At 47.6% G+C, this 21,174-nt stretch carries 15 protein-coding genes and 1 pseudogene; 4 read left to right on the top strand and 12 right to left on the bottom strand.

The window, feature by feature from the left end; genetic code table 11:
• Positions 1 to 61: 61 nt before the first annotated feature.
• From ACHHV8_RS14335 to ACHHV8_RS14325, 3 genes are all read left to right on the top strand, one after another.
• Positions 62 to 1,027 carry an ABC transporter permease gene (locus tag ACHHV8_RS14335; protein WP_395163506.1) on the top strand — a complete coding sequence of 322 codons (966 nt, stop codon included), beginning with the start codon at positions 62 to 64 and terminating at the stop codon, positions 1,025 to 1,027.
• Between the two features lie 12 nt (positions 1,028 to 1,039).
• Complete coding sequence (locus ACHHV8_RS14330; protein ID WP_395158969.1) at positions 1,040 to 1,903, top strand: carbohydrate ABC transporter permease; 864 nt, start codon at positions 1,040 to 1,042, stop codon at positions 1,901 to 1,903.
• 327 nt (positions 1,904 to 2,230) lie between these two features.
• Positions 2,231 to 4,582 carry an AraC family transcriptional regulator gene (locus ACHHV8_RS14325; protein WP_395158967.1) on the top strand — a complete coding sequence of 784 codons (2,352 nt, stop codon included), beginning with the start codon at positions 2,231 to 2,233 and terminating at the stop codon, positions 4,580 to 4,582.
• A 72-nt stretch (positions 4,583 to 4,654) separates the two neighbouring features.
• Here the strand turns inward: ACHHV8_RS14325 and ACHHV8_RS14320 are convergent, their stop codons facing one another.
• The 8 genes from ACHHV8_RS14320 to ACHHV8_RS14285 all read right to left on the bottom strand — a co-directional run bounded on the left by ACHHV8_RS14320 (position 4,655) and on the right by ACHHV8_RS14285 (position 13,489).
• Positions 4,655 to 6,196: an extracellular solute-binding protein gene (locus ACHHV8_RS14320; RefSeq protein ID WP_395158965.1), complete on the bottom strand. Its 1,542-nt coding sequence runs from the start codon at positions 6,194 to 6,196 to the stop codon at positions 4,655 to 4,657.
• Between the two features lie 197 nt (positions 6,197 to 6,393).
• A complete protein-coding gene (locus tag ACHHV8_RS14315) occupies positions 6,394 to 7,548 on the bottom strand; it encodes an oligogalacturonate lyase family protein (RefSeq protein ID WP_395158963.1) in 1,155 nt (384 codons plus the stop codon).
• A gap of 202 nt (positions 7,549 to 7,750) precedes the next feature.
• Positions 7,751 to 8,338, bottom strand: a complete 588-nt coding sequence (locus ACHHV8_RS14310; protein WP_395158961.1) for a TetR/AcrR family transcriptional regulator — start codon at positions 8,336 to 8,338, stop codon at positions 7,751 to 7,753.
• A gap of 48 nt (positions 8,339 to 8,386) precedes the next feature.
• Positions 8,387 to 9,139: an SDR family NAD(P)-dependent oxidoreductase gene (locus ACHHV8_RS14305; protein WP_395158959.1), complete on the bottom strand. Its 753-nt coding sequence runs from the start codon at positions 9,137 to 9,139 to the stop codon at positions 8,387 to 8,389.
• Positions 9,140 to 9,387: 248 nt separating this feature from the next.
• Positions 9,388 to 10,245, bottom strand: a complete 858-nt coding sequence (locus ACHHV8_RS14300; RefSeq protein WP_395158957.1) for an MBL fold metallo-hydrolase — start codon at positions 10,243 to 10,245, stop codon at positions 9,388 to 9,390.
• A 26-nt stretch (positions 10,246 to 10,271) separates the two neighbouring features.
• Entirely contained in the window at positions 10,272 to 11,909 is a 1,638-nt protein-coding gene (locus ACHHV8_RS14295; protein WP_395158955.1) for a type 2 periplasmic-binding domain-containing protein, read from the bottom strand.
• A gap of 33 nt (positions 11,910 to 11,942) precedes the next feature.
• Positions 11,943 to 12,845: a carbohydrate ABC transporter permease gene (locus ACHHV8_RS14290; RefSeq protein ID WP_395158953.1), complete on the bottom strand. Its 903-nt coding sequence runs from the start codon at positions 12,843 to 12,845 to the stop codon at positions 11,943 to 11,945.
• Positions 12,846 to 12,859: 14 nt separating this feature from the next.
• Entirely contained in the window at positions 12,860 to 13,489 is a 630-nt protein-coding gene (locus ACHHV8_RS14285; RefSeq protein ID WP_395163505.1) for an ABC transporter permease subunit, read from the bottom strand.
• Positions 13,490 to 14,095: 606 nt separating this feature from the next.
• Here ACHHV8_RS14285 and ACHHV8_RS14280 point away from each other — a divergent pair.
• Positions 14,096 to 16,387, top strand: a complete 2,292-nt coding sequence (locus ACHHV8_RS14280) for a helix-turn-helix transcriptional regulator (RefSeq protein WP_395158951.1) — start codon at positions 14,096 to 14,098, stop codon at positions 16,385 to 16,387.
• Positions 16,388 to 16,587: 200 nt separating this feature from the next.
• Here ACHHV8_RS14280 and ACHHV8_RS14275 read toward each other — a convergent pair whose 3' ends face one another.
• The 4 genes and pseudogenes from ACHHV8_RS14275 to ACHHV8_RS14260 form a co-directional block, all read right to left on the bottom strand.
• Positions 16,588 to 17,331, bottom strand: coding sequence for a sigma-70 family RNA polymerase sigma factor (locus ACHHV8_RS14275; RefSeq protein WP_395158949.1), 744 nt, complete (start codon positions 17,329 to 17,331; stop codon positions 16,588 to 16,590).
• Positions 17,332 to 17,374: 43 nt separating this feature from the next.
• Positions 17,375 to 18,571, bottom strand: a pseudogene (locus ACHHV8_RS14270) (NAD(P)/FAD-dependent oxidoreductase).
• A gap of 137 nt (positions 18,572 to 18,708) precedes the next feature.
• Positions 18,709 to 19,701, bottom strand: coding sequence for a helix-turn-helix domain-containing protein (locus ACHHV8_RS14265; RefSeq protein ID WP_395158947.1), 993 nt, complete (start codon positions 19,699 to 19,701; stop codon positions 18,709 to 18,711).
• A 112-nt stretch (positions 19,702 to 19,813) separates the two neighbouring features.
• Positions 19,814 to 21,172 carry a sulfatase family protein gene (locus ACHHV8_RS14260; protein ID WP_395158945.1) on the bottom strand — a complete coding sequence of 453 codons (1,359 nt, stop codon included), beginning with the start codon at positions 21,170 to 21,172 and terminating at the stop codon, positions 19,814 to 19,816.
• Positions 21,173 to 21,174 lie beyond the last annotated feature (2 nt).

Genomic DNA, 21,174 nt, shown 5'->3' with positions numbered 1-21,174 from the left:
ATTGAAAACTATACTGCACATGAAGGAGCGTGATGCTGTGGCTACCAAAAAAACGGAAACGATGGCACAGGGAAGGGACAGCCATTCAAGTCTGCGGCTGCAAGCCGATAAACAACGGTACCTCCCCCGTCTTTGGCTGGATATGAGACGCGATAAATATTTGTTCATGCTGGCTTTGCCCGGAGTAGTGTACTTCATATTATTCAAGTACGTTCCTATGTGGGGCATCTTGATGGCGTTTCAGAACTATTCGCCTTATACCGGAATTTGGGACAGCCAGTGGGTCGGATTGGAGCATTTCCGCCATTTCTTCTCTATCCCCGATTTCGCGCTGCTGTTCCGCAACACGATGGGCATTAACTTATTAAATCTCATTTTCTTTTTCCCGCTGCCGATCCTGTTGTCTCTTCTGTTGAATGAGGTACGAAGCCAGCTTTATAAAAGATTGGTGCAATCGATCGTCTACATGCCGCATTTTCTATCCTGGGTTATCATTGCGGGCCTGACCTTTCTATTGTTCGCTAAGGGCGAAGGCTTATTTAACAAAATGCTCGCAGCCGCCGGGCTTGAGCGCATCGATGTATTGACCAATCCGGATGCGTTCTGGGTCATGCTTACCCTGCAGTCGATCTGGAAGGAAGCCGGCTGGGGAACGATTATCTTCCTCGCCGCAATTGCAGGTGTGGACCCCGGGCTATATGAAGCGGCCCGGATGGACGGAGCAAGCCGAATCCGTCAAATGTGGCATATTACACTGCCTGCCATGCGTTCGGTTATTATTATTTTGCTGATACTTCGCTTAGGCAACATTATGGATGTCGGCTTTGAGCAGGTATTCCTCATGTACAACGGGGCGGTATCCCAGGTGGCCGAGGTATTCGATACTTACGTATACCGTGTCGGCATTCAACAGGCTCAGTTCAGCTATAGTACGGCCGCAGGCTTGTTCAAGGCAGTCGTGGGCTTAGTGCTGGTCGTGCTGGCCAACAAGCTCGCCAAAAAATTCGGCGAAGAAGGCGTATATTAAGGAGGAAAAGCAGTGAAGTATATCGGCGACCGCTTGTTTGCTCTTGTTAATGTTATCGTTCTTGCTGTCATTGCCATCGTTACCTTTTTCCCTTTTTATTACGTGCTCGTTGTCTCCTTCACCGACCCGTCGGAATATATCAGCAAGCCTTTCATCTTGTTCCCGGAGCATTGGTCCTTCCGTTCGTACGAATACCTGTTAACCACCAGGTCATTTCTTCGTGCGCTCAGCAACAGTACGTTCCTCGCTGTCGCAGGAACCTTATGCAGCCTGGCTGTGACCGCTGCCCTGGCTTACGCCGTGTCGCGCAAACGGATGCGTGGACGGAGAAAAATCATGATGATGGTTTTATTCACCATCTTGTTCGGACCCGGAATGATTCCTTCCTATATGCTGGTAAGGGATATGGGGCTCATCAACAGCATCTGGTCCCTGATTATTCCCGCTCTGGCGAGCGGCTGGAACGTCATCCTGATGAAGGGCTTTTTTGAAAGCATTCCGGTTGAGCTTGAAGAATCGGCTGCAATGGACGGCTGTAATGACATCTCGATCTGGTTCCGCATTATTCTTCCGCTCTCGCTCCCTTCGCTTGCCGCCTTCGGACTGTTTTATGCGGTAGGCTACTGGAATCAGTTTTTCTCGGCGATTCTGTATTTGAACGATCCGGAGAAATGGCCGATCCAGGTATTCCTGCAAAATATGCTGATTACCGCTACCAACAGCGAGCTGAATTCGGATGTATTTGCGCAGCCGCCTCCTGCGGAAACCATGAAAATGGCCGCTGTCATCATCGCTACCGTGCCTATTCTGCTGGTGTATCCGTTCCTGCAGAAGCATTTTGCCAAAGGGGCTATGGTCGGGTCGGTGAAGGGGTAAACGAAGCCGGTACCCGTACTTGATATCATGAGGTTCGTTACCAACGCGCTTTTCAAAACTAAAGTAGAGGATCTCCCCATGCGACTCCATCCTCCTATGGCGGGCGGGTACAGCAGCCGGGTATATCCTCTATTTGCGTTGATTATATGACGCGCTTGCAGGTATATGTTATTCGTTATGCAGCAATCTTTTTTACTCTTTTGGTAGGATTTAGGAGCCTGTGAATAGAATTGTAAGATAAGCTCCTGATAGAGGCTTTCTCAATTAAGAACCATTCGTGTTGTGGAGGCAGCTTTACAAAGAAAACTGCAGGATGAGGTGAACAGTTTGAGATTGAAGTCTTGGTTGACCTACAAAAAGAACGATCCCGCACTAAAAAGAGTGTTCTACCGGAAAATTTGGAGCATCATCCTCCTCATAACCAGCATACCGGGCTTAATTATCGGATTGGTTATTTATTGGGTCGCTAAGGAAAACATCGGGAATGAGCTGCAGAGGCTGCACAGCAGTCAAATCGTACAGCGCGCTGAAAATATCGACGATCAGTTCGCTTATTTGGAAATGATGTTCGCTCACTGGGCATTTGATCCGAAATTCGACGACAAGCTGAACAATCTGGATTTTCGATATAGATATGAACAAATCCTCGACCTTTACCGTACCTTGCTCATTATTGAAGGCAGCCACCCTTTGATTGAAGGCGTCGAATTATACTTGAACAGCCCGCGCCCTTTTATCATTAATAAAAACATTTATGTTTATCTGCAGGATCAAGCGGACATCGACCGCTACCAGCATGTGCTGAATCAAGCCAAGCCTATGTTCTGGGAAATCGGCTTCCGGCACAAAACGCTGCAAAATGATGAAAGCGCTATTACACTGATTAACCATATACCGGGCGGCAGTCCCGAACCGTTAGGGTTTATTACGGCTTCGATAAACAAAGAGAAATTGGTCCGTCTATTGAAAACGCTTACTCCATATAATGAAGGCTCCACCTTTATTATGCCTCAGGACGGCAGCTGGCTCATATCGGGCAATGAGGGAGAGAACAAAGACCTGGACAACGCGCTGCGTGCCAAGCTGACGGCCAATCAGAGCTCTCTGGATGCTTTTTTGTTTGACTATAATGATGTCACCTATTCCGTTTCTTACGGGAAATTTACAAGGATCGGCACCACCTGGTACTATGTATCCGCAGCGCCGCTCACGGCAGTGACCAAACCGGTGATCGTCATTTCCCAAATCTTTTTTTATGTAAGCCTCGGCGGTTTGATCCTGGCGCTCATTCTCTCTTGGCTGGCCTCCTCCAAGCTTTATTCGCCGATCGAGCGGCTGGTCAGTTTACTGAGGAAAGACCGGGGACACGATCAGCGTTCCGATAATCAAGACGAATTTGAATGGATTGAGCGCCAGTGGCAGAGCATGACGAAAGAAAGCGAGACCCTGCAGAGCCGGCTTGAGGATCATCTGCCGATTGTGCGGGAAAGCTTCATCCATCAATGGGTGCAGGGATATCAATTCGCGCTCAATGAAAAGGAGCTGGCCGAACGCCTCGGCCAATACGGCTGGGAGACGGAACACCGTCAGTTTGCCGTCCTCATTGTACAGCTATCCGGGATCTCCGGCTTGAAAGGCCGCTTCTCCTCCGGAGATGAAGGACTGATTACATTTGCCGCCACTAATATCATGAAGGAGCTGGCCGAACAGAATATAGATCAGTTCGAGGTGCTGAATTTCCATGATTTAAGCATGGCGCTGCTCGCTGCAGTCCCATTCGAGCTTTCGCTGAAGGAAGCGAGAGATGATTTACGTTCATTTTCCGGGCAATTGACGGAGATGATTCACCGGATATTGAAGATGAGAGTAGCCGTCTCCATCAGTACAATGACGCGAGATGTCAAGCAAGTGCCTTTATTACTGGAGGAATCCAGGCAGGCGTTAAGCTACCGGAATTTAACGGATGAGAATCAGATCATTGATCTGGAGGAATTGAATATGAGGGATTCAACGAATGAATTCTTTTATCCGCTCGTGCTGGAAAAGGAAATCATCCGTTGTATTCAACGGGGAGCTGAGGATGATGCGGTACAGCTGATCGAACAGTTTGTAGAAGAGCTATCCGCCAAAAGCCAGCTTGAAGTCAGCGTGCTGCATGGCATGCAGCAGCTGCTCAGCGGTATCCTTCACACCTTAATGCAATCCGGGGTCAACACCCTGAAAATTTATGAGGGGGCCAAGCTGTTCGAACAGCTCATCCACCATAAGGAAAAAGAAGATTTGCCGCGATGGTTTCATAACCAGGTTATTGAGCCGATTATCCGCGAGCTAATCAGTAAACAAGATTATCATTTAAAGCATATGGTGGAAAAAACAATCATCCTGCTCAAAGAACGGTATATGATGGCCGATTTCTCACTTGATTATTGTGCCGATCAATTCAGCACCAGCCCTTATACGTTAAGCCGGGTGTTTAAGCAAATTACAGGCATCAACTTCATCGACTATTTATCCAACCTGCGGATTGAACAGGCTAAAGATTTGCTGCTTGGCAGCGATATGAAGATTACCGATATCGCCGACCGGGTCGGCTACCAGAACAATTATTTTACCCGCGTATTTAAGAAGTACGAGGGCATCACGCCCGGCCAGTACAGAGACCGGTACAGGATGAATTAGAACCATAGAAGGTGCAGTCCTAAGGCGAATCTTGCATTCCATTCGGACTGCACCTTCCTATGCCGTTGATTCTTATTTGCCTGACGTACGCTGCTTATACGCTGCATTCATTTCTTCGATCATTTTGCTGACGTTCGGATCGGCCTTCAGCTTGGCTACATGATCATCCCATGCGGATAGAGGCTCGACGCCGATAATGATTTTGGTCTTCAAGTCCTGATTCTTTTTCATCAGCTCCGCATTGATTTTCAGCTGGGTTTCCGAGTAAAGTCCGAGCGCATAGTTCGGAACGGTCGTTTTATTACGATCCTTCCGCACCTGGGCAAATTTATCTCCCATATCGCCGAAAATATCCTTCGGGAACGCAACCTTGAAGTAATCGGGATCAGGCGGCCCGCCGATAAAAATCTGCTGATAATCGCCGATGGCGTCGCGGTTTTTGGCATCGATATCAATTACTTTCTCGCCATTTTTTACATTGTAATGGACTCCCTCCAGGCCGAACTTAATCAGATCAAACACGTCTTTGTTCATGCCCGCGTCCATTACCTTGAGAATACGCTTCATTTTGGCTTCCGGCACCTTCTTAGGTATCGCATAGAGTCCGGCAAAGCCGCTTCCCTGAGGATTGTAGCCGTTAATATCGACCAATGCGGTTACGGTGGCTTTCGGGTCGAGCTTCCGCTGCTCATTCACATAGTTGGCCATCGTACCGTCTTTTTCAGACACGATACCCGCTTTCCCCGCCTTGAACAAATCGCGGGCCTGACTGACTTTTAAAGCGGCCAGATCTTCAGGGAGCAGCTTCTCCTTATACAGCTTGGCCGTATATTCCAATGCCTGCCTCTGCTCGGGCAATAGAGCGGTATACGCCAGCGTGCCGTCCGTCTGCAGCTTCCAATCGCCGGATGCCTTGGTAAACATCGAATCAAAGACACTCATGCCGCCCATGCTGTCGGGGTTGAAGTATCCCCCATACCCTGTCGTATCGTTCTTCCCGTTTTTGTCCGGGTACTTCTCCGTGAACGCCTTCATCACCTGATACAGCTCATCCGACGTTTTGGGCACTTGCAAACCGAGATTGTCAAGCCAGTCCTGGCGCAGAATCAAGAAGGTCTCCCCTTCAACATCACGGGGACGGGGAACGCCATAATTTTTGCCGTCCTGCATTTTCGTTGCATCCCAGGCAACTTTATCGATATACTGGGATAAATTCGGGTAGTCTTTAATATAAGGCGTAAGATCCCAGAATGCGCCTTGTGAGGTCATATTGCGGAATACCTTGGTGAATGGGTCGTTAATATACACCATATCGGGCATATCCCCGGACGCCAAGGTGACATTCAGCTTATCGTTATAATTGTTGGAAGAAACCCACTGGATTTTTAAATTGGAATTCGTGAGCTGTTCCAGCTTCTTCTCAAATTCCGTATTGTCCGCTGCAGGGGTCTGAGCGAAAAAATTCGTCATCACCGTAATGTCAACCGGCCCCTCTTGGCCGGCTCCCTGCTGCGCCGCCGAGTTCCCCCCTGCGGGCTCGCTTGAGCTGCAGGCGGAAAGAACGGAAGTTAAAGCCAAAGTAAAACCAAGGAATACTAATGCTTTTGTCCTCATGCACAACCCTCCCTTTCATCCATCAGAATTGAATTATTTATAAACTAATGAAGCTTCCCTCGTATGCTTATTCCCAGGTTACCCTTGCCGGACGTTTCCGGCAACCGCACTTTTTTGTGCAGCGCTTAGCCTGGAAGCGATTGCAAAAAATGATAGTTGGCGCAAAAAAAGGATACGGATTTATTGGAGGAGACCTTTCATTTTTCCTCCAGATCGGGAAGCTCATCGGCATGCTGTGGAATGTCCAGAACATACAGGTTTCCGTAGCCGCTCTTATCGCTTGTAAACAGCAGCTTCGTGCCGTCAGGACTGAACCGGGGATGCGCGTGCACATTTTGCGTATGGAAGCTGCAGCGGTGCTCGCAAAGGACTTTGGGCCGGGAGAACCCGCTCTCTCCCCGCTTCCAATAGACCATCACGGTGAGCGGTGCCCGCCCGTCGGCGATAACCTGGGAGAAATCATTGGCGTGAGCGTGCCAGTTGCGGAAGGAGAACTCAACCTCCTCCATGCCGGTATTGTCCGGCTTGATTTGACCGATAAATCCGGTACCGTCTGCGCGGAAGCCATGGTATCCTACGTGATTCCCGTCCTGCATCCAATACTCATGTCCGACCATTTCGCGGTCTTCTTTGCGCTCGCGAATTTTCCATGCTTTTCCTGAGGGAAGATCATATCCCCAAATCCGGTGATCGACCAGCGCCCACGGACCCTCATGACAAAAGGTGATCAGCTCCGGGTTGGCCGGTGATGTATTGATATGGCCGATCCAATTGTAATCCTGGAACAGGATCTCAGCTTGGGCTTCGCCTTCGGTTGCAATCCGGATAATACGGCAATCGGGCTTGGCCTCCATGATTTCCCGATGACCGACATATCCGTTGCCCAGATCGATACGAATCCGATGCGATAAGTTCTCCGATAAGACGGTAACTACATGACGGCCGTCCGAGGTGCAGCTGATCTGGCCTATATTGAAGCCGGTTGGAGCTTCATAGAGGAAGGTTTCCTCCAGCGTCACGAGGTTCAGCTTGGTGATCCGGTTGCTTCTTCTATAATACGCCTCCGTGCCTTGCGGATTAAGGCAAACGCTAATCCCGTCTCTTCCCGGCAAATCCGTCAGCTGTTTCATTTCCCCGGACTCGGCATGAACGCTGTACAGATTGGTGGAGTTATTCCGGTCGGAAATAAACAGAATCCGTTCCCCTCCGTCAAACCAGCCGTTTTCGGTAAAATAAACATGGTGACTATGAGCTGCATAGTCTGTCAATTGCGTGACAGGCAGGCCGGATAGGGGATCACGGTACGATTTCTGTTCTGCCGGCCAAACCATTCCTTTCTTACCACTTGACATATTGCATCCTCCTTTTATTAACTGCTTGATAAAGCTGTCTTTACTATAAGTGCGCATACACATGCCAGCAATTAAACTTTTTTGTAATGGCTTGTTAAACAAACAGCACTTTCTTGCAGCAGCAATCTATTTTTGCAGATGACTCAAAAGTCTGCTTCAAAAAAAGAAGCCTCCGTCCTGCTTTTGCAGTAAGACGGAAGCTTTACTTTATTAAACCATCACAAAAAGTTTTTATGCTGCTATCTATAAATTCTTCCTTGGAGTCACTGCTAAATCGACCATCCCATAAAGCAGTTGAAGAAAAATAACCGTAATACATGGTCAGAAACACCATGGCTTGCTTCGATGCATCCGTAACCGCCATTTTGTACTGATCCTGCATTTTCAAAAAATAATCAGTTAATAACCCTTTCAGCTGCTTCGTATTTTCTGCAATAAGGTTGATTAACTCAGGCATAGTGGTTCGTTCTTGAATGGCAATCAAATAAATAGACCTGTTATTTTCCATCAAGTCAAGGAAGGATGTCGCAATAAGTTTGAGGTCTTGCTCCAGCTCGTATACGACTTGTTGTTCAAATACTTTTTTGAAACCAGGCACATATGAATATTTATTAACGGCCGCTTCGAGCACCCCTCTTTTGGTCTCAAAATGACGAAATACCGTCATTTCGCTTACTCCCGAGGCAACGGCAATATCCTTTATTGTTACGGATTTGAATCCCTTTGCCTGCATTAATTGTAAAGCAGCATGAAGAATCCGATCAGAAGTATCTTTCTCTTTTTCAAGCATGTAGACCCCTACCCCTTTTTAATATACATTTTCTCTCTGCTCCAAATCCTATTCCATGTAGCTTCCTCCATTTACCGGTGTATATGTACCTGTGAGGAATTGACTGTCATCACTTGCCAGGAAAGAAATGACCCCTGCCACATCATGGGGTTGAGCCATACGGCGAAGCGGTGTAAAATTGCTGATCATTTGTTTCATTTCATCGGGCATAAATGCAGTAGCGTCCGTTTCAACCGCTCCCGGAGCAACCACATTAGCAGTGATCCCCTGGGGTCCAAATTCACTTGCAATATACAAAGCGAAAGTATCTATGCCGCCCTTGGCCGTTCCGTGAGCAATCATATTAGGAGAAGGATGCTTGCCTAAGCCGGACGAGATATAAATAATACGGCCATATTTTTGTTCGACCATAGAGGGAATAACCGCTTTTGTCATGACAAATGCCGATTTTAGTTCGTCATTCAATTTTTGGGAAAACTCATCCCATGTCATTTCAGCAAATGGCTTCGTTGCAAATGACATGTTAGCGTTATTCACTAAAATATCAATAGATCCGCCAAACGATTCTTTCGTTTTCTTTATAAGCTCGGCAGCCTGGTTCTCATCACGAATATCTGCCTGCACCGATATTGCCTCACCGCCGTCTGTTCGAATAGCATCAACTACTGCCTGTGCCGCATCATGATTATGAACATAATTCACGACCACTTTTGCTCCGCGCAGCGCTAATAATTTAGATGCTGCACTCCCAATCCCGCGTGCGCCTCCAGTTACAATGGCTACTTTTCCTTGTAAATTCATTTTCATCTCTCCTCAGTATGTATGTTATTGATAACTAACATTAGTATAATTATTACCTAATTTTATGTCAAATGAAAGCTCATTGGCCTATCTGGAGATAACGCCGCAATCGTGTTGCCTGGAAAACTAATAACCAGTCACCGATGGAGTTTCGGCAACTGGCTGTTTAGTTCAATAGGGTGTTTTGATCCCCGCCTCCATGGCGCGGGTCAGTCCCGTCCCCATAGCGGCGCGCGGTTTAATAACGTTTAAATAACCATACCATCCCATGCCACAGTAATTGGACACGGGAATGGCTGTTCCTGAATCCAGCTGACTAAATCTGCGTGCGTAGAGGTAAAGTGGTTTATATGGGTAAGATAGATGCGGGAGTTTTCATGCAAAGTACCTTGCTCATACAGTTTGCGGAACAGCTCCATGCAGCTGAAGGCGTCCAAATGGCCGTTCGGATGGAGCCCCCTTCCCCTAGTCAGCCCGAAGGTGCATTCACTTATCAGCACATCCAGTGAAACATGCTCAAGTAACTTGAACGTTTCCGGCAAATACCAGCCCGTATCTACACCATAATACAGCTTTTGGCCATCCTCGTTCTGAATCAGATAGTTCGCGCAGTTCTCCCCCATATTGCCCAAGTGATTCCCACGAAACGGCGTGACTTCCATACCGGAAATAGAAACCGATTGGTTAAACTCAAGCTTATGGAAAGCAACTACGCCGCGCGCCTCCAAATCGGAAGTCATGCCTTTCATGATGGGTCTGCTTTGACGGTAAAAGTCGACGATTTCGTAAGCTTGATCTGTAAAGTAAAAATGCAGCGGCTCCTTCAACCGTTCAATCGACATATTTCTAACATTCATCATCATATAGTTGAAATGGTCTTCATGGGTATGACTCACCAATACATGCTGGAGTTTGGTGAAATCCCCGTACTCCATGGCTTGTTGAAAAGAATCTGCGCCTAAATCAATGCAAATTTGCTCATTGATCCGAAACATCGAACGGCGGCGAATCTCGGCCCCTCCTTCCTTGCGCGCATGGCTGCAAACCGAGCAGGTACAGAATGGATTCGGTATTCCTTCTGCTGCGCTCGTACCGTAAAATCTCATAGTTAATCGCTCCTTCCAAACGCTGATTATTTCTGATTCCAACGGTCATAGGCTGCTTGATAGATCGCCAGGTATTTATCCAGCTGCATTTTATTCAGCGTGCTTACATATTTATCCCATTCGCTGAGCGGTTGAGCGCCAGTTATAAATTTAACAATATTCTCATCTGTATAAGCTTCGATATCCGTTGCATACGTGCTCAATTCAATATTTTCTTTCTCAGTGAACGTAGGAATCATCAATTTGGCATCCGGTACTAAGTTAGGACGAATAACATCCTTATTCGCAATCATTTCCGGAAGAACGGCCGCGCTTTGGTCAACCTTTTGCGTCACACGCTGTGGAATTCCACCGCCCTGGAAAATCGTATATTCTGAAAGCGCCTCATCCACCGTGAGTCCATTAGGATTTTTCGCGAATTCGTCCTTCAGCTTATAAAATCCATCGCTGCCAATCGTATAAGTAACCCCTTCAATACCAAGCCGGGCCAGAGCCGTCCCTTCTTCACTCAAGAAATGATCTCCCCAGCGCAGCGTTGCTGCAGGATTCGGATTCTTGCTTGTAATAACGAATGAACCTAAATCCCGAACTTTAGGACTGATCCCAGTCCAATAAACTTTTCCGTCGATACCTTTTAATACCGGATTCTGCACGTAATTATTCCGATTTTTTCCCATCCACAAATTATTGTTGCCTTTCGCTACATATCCGACCCGCTCATCATCAATCTTAGCGATTTCCTGCTTCATATCCTGCGACAAAATTTCTTTATCAATTAAACCTTCCTGCCAAAGCTTATTAAAGAAGGTAATCATGTCTTTAAAGGTTTTGTCGGTTGCGATATACCGAACTTTGCCTTGGTCATCTACATCCATAAATGGAGCGATGATTCCGGAATTCCCACCGAATCCCCAGCTTCCATAAAACGATTTAATAAATTGATCTCCATAATTCTTATTGCCCTCTTTGTACCCTGAAATAGGAACTTCGTCGGCTTTCCCATTACCGTTAGGATCCTGCTCCTTAAATGCTTTCAACACCTTATATAACTCATCCGTTGTTGTCGGCATTTGAAGTCCAAGCTTGTCCAGCCACTTCTTATTGATCCAAGAGGAAGAAATACGTCCGTCCGCTTCACTAATATTCGGCAGAGAATAAATATGGCCGTCAGCGGAAGTAATCGATTTACGAATACCGTCATTTTCTTTCATCAGGGCTGCCAGATTGGGTGCATAGCCGGCCTCAATCAAAGGATCCAACGGGATAATTTGTCCGGCTGCTGCATAAGAAGTAATCAATTGCGGTGACAAATTAGCACGCATGACAAAGTCCGGAAGATCGTTGGAGGCAAACATTAGATTTCTGCGCTCATCAAAGGCGTTTTGCGGTACCGTATCCCATTTAATGATGACATTCGATTTCGCTTCATAATCTTTTAACCCTTTATGCTCGTTCCAATCTTTGACCAGCTCATACTTGGAGACAAGCCCATTCAGATGAACAGGCTCAACGGCAATCGGCATACCGGTCTTAGTAATATTTGAATCTGCATTGTTGGCACCTTTTGCAGCCGGATCTGCCCCCTTATTATCGCTGCAAGCGCTCATTACTGGAATTGACGCAGTCAGCATGGCGGCTGTCAGTAAGACTAATTTTGTATTCATATTCGTTAGTCATCTCCTCTATCATTCATCACATTAACCTTTAAGGGCACCAATCATCATTCCTTTAACGAAATACTTCTGAAGGAATGGATAAAGCATAAGAATCGGTCCGCTGGATACGATTATAACGGCATATTTGACACCTTCGGCAACTAGAAATTTGCTTGTATCCATCTCGATAGAATCCATCATCACATTATCCGACTGATTCATAACCAGAATTTCCCGCAGGAAGAGCTGCAACGGATAGAGTGAACGTTCTTTCAAATAAATCATCGCCTCGAAATAAGAGTTCCAATGATAGACGGCATAAAATAATACTAGAACAGCCATGATCGGCGCACTTAGCGGCAATACAATGGAGAAGAACGTTCTGACGTTACCGCTGCCGTCCATATAGGCGGATTCATAGAGCTGCTCATCAATGTTGGTTTCCAGGAACGTTCGTGCGACAATCATATTGTATACGCTGATCGCCGTTGGCAGTATTAAAGCCCACATTGAATTATAAAGTCCCAGACTCTTCACGAGAAGGTACATGGGTACCATACCGCTGCTGAAAAACATAGTAATGGTAAAGAACACCATAAGCCCGCGACGCCAAGGAAAGTTTTTGCGTGACAGCGGATAAGCGCCCATCATGGTTAGGGATACATTGACTAAAGTTCCTATGATCGTATAGAGCAGAGTATTTCGATAGCCGATCCATATTTCCGTATTCGTAAATACCCGCCGGTAGGCTTCCAAATTAAAGCCGCTCGGGATGAGTCCGATCTTGCCGGCGATCACCAGTTTGGGATCACTGAATGAGGCACTAACGACATAGATTAGCGGGTACAGCACAATTAATACAAGAATCCCGATAAGTACATAGGTAATTGCCAGAAATATCCGATCTCCGTAAGACTCTCGAATTTTGTGGGTAACGACCTCCATAACCACCTCTCCTTTTAGAACAGACTACTGCTGCTGTATCGTTTGGCAATCTTGTTGGCCGCGAGCAGCAAAATGATGTTGATGACATTGTTAAAGAGGCCCACTGCGGTAGAGAAACCATAATCCATATTGATCAGCCCTGTCTTGTAAGCGTAGGTGGAAATGACCTCAGATGTTTCCATATTCAAGCTGTTTTGCATAAGAAGAATACGCTCGTAGCTGAGAGTCATCATTTTCCCCATGAGCAAAATAAACTGAATGACAATGACAGGCATAATACACGGCAGATTCACATGAATGATCCGCTTCCAGCGGCTGGCTCCATCGATCTGCGCAGATTCATGCAGCTGGGGATCTACGGCAGCTAATGCCGCGATAAAAATAATGGAGTTCCAGCCGCTATTGCGCCAGATGTCAGAACCGATATATACACCGGGAAAATAGTCCGGACTGGTTAGGAAAGGAACCGAACCGATCCCGATCATCTCCAGCAAATGATTCATGTACCCGTTCTCCCCGCCAAGAAATAAATTAATAATGCCGACAAAGACGACCGTTGAAATGAAGTACGGGGCATAGGTGATCGTCTGCAGCGTTTTTTTCAATTTCTCCTTTCTCATTTCATTGAACATGAGGGCAAGCATAATTGGAATGGGAAAACTGATTAGCGTTTTAAATAGATTAATCACCAATGTGTTTTTAACAATACGATAAAATTGAAATGAATTGAAAAGCCTTTCAAAGTTATCCAAACCAATCCACGGACTGCCCATGATTCCGAGAATGGGATTAAAGCGTTTGAATGCCAGTTGTACCCCATACATAGGTCCGTAGCAGAAAACAAGAAAATAAAGGACAACAGGGATAATAAAGATTAAATAATCCCAATTGTTTCGCAGACCGAACCTTTGTGGATTAGACCTGCGTATGGGTGTATTTGCAGCCTTCGTCTTCGCAGTCATGTAGCTGCCTCCTTCGTCGAACTATAGAAAAGTAAACACTAAAAATCGATTCGGCGCCTGAATCGGTTTCCCATGGCTCCGAGTATAAATAAATTTAGATCCCCCGACAACGGTTGATAATCGGCTTTTCACAGCAAAAAATGGGATTAGCTCCTAAATGGCACCCTGCATTTTTTTCAATACCTAGTCAATTTTCAGCTTTTTGCCCTACATGAATTGATAACATAGTGCAAAGTTTTATATACTCGTAAAGAAATCAAGACCTATTTGTCAGGGGATGCGTTGGTTATGCGAAAAGCAATTCAGTCCAAGCTCTATCGAAAATTCCTTCTGGGGCACCTTCTAATTCTGGGAGTTACCGGTCTTTTATTGTTGTTGACCAATATTATTTCGTTATCGAATACTTATAATCGACTTATGGATAATACCCATCGTTCTACGGCACATATGACCAGCTTGCTGGATACGCGCATCGTAGACCTGCAGAAATTGACATTAAGCTTGTCACGGGATACGAAGCTGCTTCCCTTTCAATTACAAGAGCAATTACAATACCCGTACTTAATTGCCGATGAGCTTGAGAAGTTAAAAGCGTTGTCTGCCGATCTCGATTCCATTGGTTTGTTCTATCGAAATACAGCTTACAGCTCGCTTAAAAATACTATTTTTACCGATACGGGGATTTATTCACCTGAGAGCTATAGCCGGCTTATCAGCGATAGCCGAATCTCTCCGGAAATCCTGCAGAGCAGGCTGGAGCAGCTAAGATCACCTATACTGCTGTCCTCACTAGCCAACGAAGACAATCCTGAAGGCAAAGAACAAGTTCTGCTCCTCTTGGTTCCGCTTGACAGCACCCCCTTTTCGAGTGGGATTATGATCTACAAACTGAACTATCCGGCCCTGGTAAGTAATTTTCAACAGACCATTGACAGTGGCAGCAGCCTTATTGCCTTTGACCAAAACAACATGCCTTTTCTCTATTTAAAAGGAGCTTCCGATCTAGCGTGGAGTGAGCTTGCCGTAGCGGCTCAAAACGCGGAAGCACGAATCCCTGGATATCTCTTGATGCAGGAAACGTCGTCCAAACAAGAAATTCATGTTGTGAACGCCATTCGTCGTACTGACTATTTTCATGAATATTATGTTGCCCTTACCATTTCACTGACGATATTCCTAATATCTCTTGCTCTGGGGATCGTGCTTTGCTTCAGGTCTGCCCGCAAAAGCTATCAACCGATCCAAGAGTTATCCAACCGTTTTCCGACAGGGAAATCGGACAGATCTACTACAGGCAATAACGATGAATTGGACCAACTTACTCGCTACATTGAACAAATGAGAGACGAGAGCATCCATTTGTCCAATATGATGCATAATCAGGAGGTTTTGACCAGGAATCAGTTGTTGTTAGCGGTAGTAATGGGGAAGTTGAACGTGGACAATACGACGCATGATAACCGAAACGCCCTTCATAAACTATTTGGTGCACGAAACATAAGCAGCGTGCTTGTCATTATTTTTGATGATTACAATTCAAAGTTAAGTAAAGAGCCGCTTAGCGAACAGTGGCTGATGAAACATACCATTTGCAATGTTTTGGAGAATTTGTCTGGTGTGCATGGCGTGAATTATGCGCTTGATTTGGCCATCGACAATGGAATTGTCGGCATTATTTCGTGGAATAACGAATTCGCGGATCAGTGGGAAGCTCGCAGCCGCGCTTTTTCCGAGCAGATCATTGCGTTCATGCAGAGGCATTTCTCTCTATCATTGTCCTGCATGGTGGGAGAACCTCAACCGACGAATGAATTGCATCAATCTTTAAGCTCGGCAACCTCACTTGCGGAGTATCGGATTTTTGCCGGGAAACAGTCCATTATCACCCCCTCTGAATGGTCTCAGCAAAAAATCGAAAATAAGACGCACGATAAGCGGCAAATTTCCGATTCGGCAGAAACTCTCCATGCAGCGGTCTGCTCCAAAGACGTAGAGCATCTGCAGCTCCTGATTCAAGAGATGGAAGAAAGATTCACTCGGCTGGAGGATGCTTCCACCTTCCGCCGGACCTTTCAACAAATCATTTTCAGCTTGAATCAACTCGTCAATAATATTCCGCTCTCCCATCGCGAAGCGATCAAGTATAAACTGGAATCACTATCCGAATTCCAATCCAAAACCGTTGCAGAGGCCTGCGCCAATCTTCTTGATGCCGCTCGCAGTATACAAGACAGCCTGGGAGAAGATTCAAATAACAATCGACTATATACTTCTATGTTAGAGTATGTTTCGCACAATTATATGGACTGTAATCTCAGCCTTTCTACCGTTGCTGAAGAGCTCTCCCTTACGCCATCCTATGTAACACGTTATTTCAAAAATAAAAATGGTCTTCCCTTGATGCAGTATGTCTCAAAAATTCGCATTGAGAAAGCCAAAGAATTACTCGAAACTACCCATCTTTCCATTAAAGAAATTGTTGAGCAGATTGGGTTTGTAGACGAAAATAATTTTTCGCGAGCTTTTCGTAAACGAGAAGGCGTGTCTCCAAGCCAGTATCGATCCAATCGTTATAGTTAGCAGTACAAAGACGAGCAAATAATATGCCTGCTGCGCGGAAAAAAGGCAGTCCAGCATTTAGCCGGCTGCCTAGTCGACGCCTAAACTCGGACAAGCTTATCCGGTTTCGTACAGCATACATTTTAGCAATCTTTCCGCGTCGGAGTTGGATGAATAACGCGGCCACGATTTCGTCCCCCGAACGGATGACGATACCGTTCTCACTGTTCAAAGGAGCAGCCTCGAAGTAAAAATCCCCCTGAAAATCGGCGCCTTAAGCTCTGGATTCCGTCGAACAGGACTCGGGCCACGTGTTCGCGCGTTTGCACCGGATGCCTAAACGCTTTGGCTTTCCCGCCCCCGTAGGCGACGAACTTGACGTCTTCGCTCAACAGGGACATCACATGCTCGACATTCCCCTGCTCGAGGGAGGCGAGGAACCGGTTCACCCATTCCAATTCAACCGCTTCGGCTGCAACCGTCTCCTCCTCGGATATGCCCATTTTGCTTCTTGCCCGGCTCAACAGCTTGCGGCAGTTCGCCTCTTGCTTACCGAGCAGCTCCGCAATTTCGAGATAATCGAAGCCCAGCGTCTCGCGCAGGACGAAAACCGTTCGCTCAGTCGGCGTCAGCCGTTCGAGCAGCACGAGCATAGCATAAGTCAGCAGATCACGGCGGATAACCGTCATCTCGAGCGGATCTGTCTCCGGCGTCCGAAACGGTTCAGGGAGCCAAGGACCGACGTACGTTTCTCTCTTCTTTCGTGCCGACTTCTGCAGATTGAGGCAGTGATTGGTTACCATTTTGCATAAATACGCCTTCGGCTCCTCCAGACGTTCGGGATGTACGCGGTACGCTTTAACAAACACGTCCTGCACCGCATCTTCTGCGTCTGCTATGGAGCCTGTCAGCTGATAGGCAAGAGTGAACAGCAGCGCTCTATATTGACCGTACAGTTCTTCCATTCCCTTGTCACCTTTTCCGGCTGTTGGTATTAGTATCTAGCTGCTATCGTAGCATACTGCCTTTATCCCATGCCAGCTTCCTGATCTTCCACCCCAGCTTTCCTGTGATGAACATATTAAGTCCCCATTTGCGCCCCCATACAAATCCGCGGTTCTCCCCCAAGCCAATGCAGAAGAAATCCAATATCGAGCTGGCGGATTTGTGAACCGGCGCAGGGCGTCCCTCCAAATCCGCAATCACGATTTTCCCCAATCTTTCTGCCTGCAGCGCCCCTTCTCCCGCCCGCATCAGATCCGCTTTGCCGTTTTCCGGATCGACGATCCTCGCGCAGTCGCCGATGCTGTAAACGCCCTTTGCCCCTTGGACGCGATAACATTCATCTACCAGCACTTGACCATCCGGAGTAAGCGGCAAACCCATGCTTCGAAGGACCGGATTCGGGATCAGACCAATGGTTCAGATACATAGGCCGACCGGCAGACGATCGCCATCGCTAAGCACCACCGACTCTGTCTCAGCCTTCAACACTTTCCGGTTGTAAAGTACTTTAACGCCGCATTCGCTGAGCTCCTGATCCAATTTTTTACCAACCTTGTCGGGACCTTCGAGGAATAAGTGTTTCTGTCCGCTCAGCAAATAGACCGTGATATCGAATGGGTTCAGTCCTAATGACACTGCTTCCTTCCGCATCGCAAGCGCCAGCTCGGCGGATGTCTCCACGCCGCTGATGCCCGCTCCTGCAACCGCGACCGACATCAGCCGCTTTCGTACCGCAGGGTTCGTCTCACCGGCAGCCTTCCGCAGGTTGGCGCGCCACTGCTCCCGGATATCCGCCGCGGCTTGCGGGTCGGTCAAGGCGATACCGCCGAGATCGGATTCCGGCTGCCGTACGATACTGCCGACTGCCACGACCAAAAGGTCATACGGCATGCGGGCATGATTACCTTGCACGTCCTCATATTGAATCTGTTTTCCCCTGCTGTCCACGGACGTAACCTTGCCCTGCATGAAAGTGACACCTTCTGAGAACAAATATTGCTCCCAAGGAATCATAATCTCTTCCCGGGTTGCGGCCGGCCGGAATAACAGTATTTTGCGCGTATGACCGGACTGCTTATCGATCAGAACAAACCGAATTCGCCGCCCGTTCGCCATGCCCTGGGTCACCTCCTTTATTGCTTTGAGTGAATGAAGCCCTGCATGGCCGCCTCCAATAATAACGCATGTCAAGTCGTTCATCTTGGCTCAGCTCCTTTTACGTTTTGCACATATAACAACCTAAGGCGCTGATTTGTGACATCGGAAACGGACGAAAAAAACGTTCACCCCGAGTTGATGAGTGAACGCTTTCTAACTTCAAATATGTATTTCGCAGTTCAAAACTTCCGTAAGTCCTGCTCACATAATTCCTCCCGTCCGCTGCTGATCGGATGCTCAATATTACTTTTGTATCTTCGTCTATAGTTGGATGGCGAGAGCCCTTCTGCTTGATGAAATGATCTGGTAAAAAGATGCTGATTCTGAAATCCGAGCCTTTCCGCAATTTCCTTCATCGGGCTGGAGCTCAGCAGCAACAGCTCGCGTGCCCGCTGCAGCCGCATATTCGCGGCAAATTTCATCGGTGCTTGCCCGATCTCCTTTTGAAACAGAAAACGCAGATGCTCCTTGCTGAGAGATACAAGTCTTGCCAGCTGCTCAAGCGTAGGACGTTCATGCAGATGCTCGTTGATATAATCGCAAACCTCGTAAACGCGGGTATCGTACAAGTTCGGGCTGTCCGGCAGCTGATCCTGAAGCGTCTCCAAAAGATAGTGAAACCACAAATTGCCTAGGGATCGAATCTTTAAATATTGTATCGTTTGCTGCGTGTCAAAATGAAATACCGGGTATTCACTGGGCCTTGGCTCATCCTGAGGGTCGGAGGATTTCAATTCGTACCGGTTGAAGTGACGGAGCAGCGACTGAAACTCGGCAGACAACTGATACCACAGTTCAACAAGCTTCCCGAAAACCGTCTTATCGAACATGGTTATGTGCAGTGGAAAACTATAGAGTCGAAGAAAGTCAAAGGTACCGACCCTAGCCTCGCAGGCAAGTGATAAATAGTGAAAGGGGGTGTCGCTGCTCACCGAAATCCATCTGTGATAGGACTGTGAAGGCAATGAAATAATGTCGTTCTGACCAATCTGACAAACCGTTTGGCCGAACTTCAGCACCGCACTGCCGGAAAGCACCAGCCACAAGGTCGAATAAGGAAGTATCCCCCCTCCCAAGCCGGCGATGCTGGAGCGCTTCCATTCTTTAAGCCAGCGAATATTAATGTACAGTTGATCAAGCGAACTGCGGTTTCCCATTTCCATCTGCAACATCCTAATCCCCTCCGAAGTAGAGCTAACGTTATTATAGCATCTCGTTCAAATAACCTTAACAAGTTCTTCCAGGTGAACTTGTTAAGGTTATGCGAATTACGGAAGGAATCGGCTACAAGACGGGAAGCTCAAATTGGTCGCCGGTATCTTCAACCCACATTCTGAGCCTGTTGTTCAATCGCTTTCGATCAGTTGCGTATAGAGTATTAAATGCCAGGTTCACCTGCTCATAGGGATCCTCGTTTAAATTGAACATTAGCCATGGCGTATTTTCCAAACAAACATATTTCCAACCGTCAGTGGTGACAAGCCCCCGCCACGCGCGGTCTACGCTATGGCCGTGACGGGTAGGTTCAACCAGCTGCAAGTAAGCCGAATCCGGCAGCTCGACCTGCGGTCTACCCGGCAGGCGAAGCGAAGACAGATCGGTACCCTGCATCCACTCCGGCTTATCGATTCCGCATAAGCCCAGAGTGGTCGGAGCAATATCGACGTGATTCATCGGAACCTTTGTCTGACCAGTCCGCCGTCCATAGAATGAGTTCTCCCCGCTAATAATCATGGGTGTCCGAACGGCTTCCTCCCATGGACAGGTTTTACGGAACTGGCCGTGAGATCCGTGCATATCCCCATGGTCACCAAAAAAGAGAATGTGTGTATTCTCAAGGAGCCCGGTTTCTCGCAGTGAATCGACAATCCGCCCCACGTTCCAATCCCAGTTCTCGATCATCGCATAGTAGCCTGCCAATTCCTTGCGCGCCTGCTCTTCCACTCGGGGCACATTTGGCACATTGGGCCGCAACCGAACACCCACCGCGTTGTATTTGTTCCTGAACGGAGTCGGTGCGATATAAGGGTCATGAGGCGGCTGCACAGAAAGTACAGCGAAGAACGGCTGGCCGTCGCCTGCGGATTGGGCTTGAGCGCGCCCTCCCAAGTAATCGAGAAAGAGATTCGTTAATTCGTCCGTCTCGTAGCCGGGCAGCCGGTAATGAAATGCCGCGTCTCCCTCTCCTCCGTGCACCCAGCAATCCCATTGGCTGTTGTTATTTTCATACCCGATCCATTTATGGAACCCTCCCCGCCGCTCGGGGGGAATTATATGCATGGCCGCTCTGCCCTCGCGTTCATGAAAGCCGTCCAAATGCCACTTTCCGAAGTAGGCGGTATCGTAGCCGGCATCGTTCAGGATATGGGCGATAGTAGGCTGAGCCGGGGAAAGCTGATGTTCATGACCTCGTACGGCCAAATGCGGGTATAGACCGGTCAGTAACGAGCCCCTGTAGGGACAGCATAAGGGGATACCTGATACCGCTCGTGTGAAATGCATGCCCGAGGCTGCCAGATTATCAATGTTCGGTGTATTCGCGTTCGGGTCTCCGGCACAGCCGAGAGCCTGCGCACGGTGCTGGTCGCCGAAAATCCATATCACGTTCGGTTTCCGGTTTTGATCAGTGGTAACGGAGGTCATAG

The sequence above is a fragment of the Paenibacillus sp. TAB_01 genome, assembly GCF_043945595.1.
Classification (GTDB): Bacteria; Bacillota; Bacilli; order Paenibacillales; family NBRC-103111; genus Paenibacillus_S.
This window is presented reverse-complemented; position numbering and strand designations above follow the sequence as displayed.

Bases quoted from the DNA above. Each gene is read 5' to 3' on its own strand.
- ACHHV8_RS14305 (WP_395158959.1), bottom strand. From the start codon at position 9,139: ATGAATTTACAAGGAAAAGTAGCCATTGTAACTGGAGGCGCACGCGGG.
- ACHHV8_RS14335 (WP_395163506.1), top strand. From the start codon at position 62: ATGGCACAGGGAAGGGACAGCCATTCAAGTCTGCGGCTGCAAGCCGAT.
- ACHHV8_RS14310 (WP_395158961.1), bottom strand. From the start codon at position 8,338: ATGCTTGAAAAAGAGAAAGATACTTCTGATCGGATTCTTCATGCTGCT.
- ACHHV8_RS14265 (WP_395158947.1), bottom strand. From the start codon at position 19,701: ATGTTGCAGATGGAAATGGGAAACCGCAGTTCGCTTGATCAACTGTAC.
- ACHHV8_RS14320 (WP_395158965.1), bottom strand. From the start codon at position 6,196: ATGAGGACAAAAGCATTAGTATTCCTTGGTTTTACTTTGGCTTTAACT.
- ACHHV8_RS14280 (WP_395158951.1), top strand. From the start codon at position 14,096: ATGCGAAAAGCAATTCAGTCCAAGCTCTATCGAAAATTCCTTCTGGGG.
- ACHHV8_RS14260 (WP_395158945.1), bottom strand. From the start codon at position 21,172: ATGACCTCCGTTACCACTGATCAAAACCGGAAACCGAACGTGATATGG.
- ACHHV8_RS14275 (WP_395158949.1), bottom strand. From the start codon at position 17,331: ATGGAAGAACTGTACGGTCAATATAGAGCGCTGCTGTTCACTCTTGCC.
- ACHHV8_RS14295 (WP_395158955.1), bottom strand. From the start codon at position 11,909: ATGAATACAAAATTAGTCTTACTGACAGCCGCCATGCTGACTGCGTCA.
- ACHHV8_RS14300 (WP_395158957.1), bottom strand. From the start codon at position 10,245: ATGAGATTTTACGGTACGAGCGCAGCAGAAGGAATACCGAATCCATTC.
- ACHHV8_RS14290 (WP_395158953.1), bottom strand. From the start codon at position 12,845: ATGGAGGTCGTTACCCACAAAATTCGAGAGTCTTACGGAGATCGGATA.
- ACHHV8_RS14315 (WP_395158963.1), bottom strand. From the start codon at position 7,548: ATGTCAAGTGGTAAGAAAGGAATGGTTTGGCCGGCAGAACAGAAATCG.
- ACHHV8_RS14285 (WP_395163505.1), bottom strand. From the start codon at position 13,489: ATGCTTGCCCTCATGTTCAATGAAATGAGAAAGGAGAAATTGAAAAAA.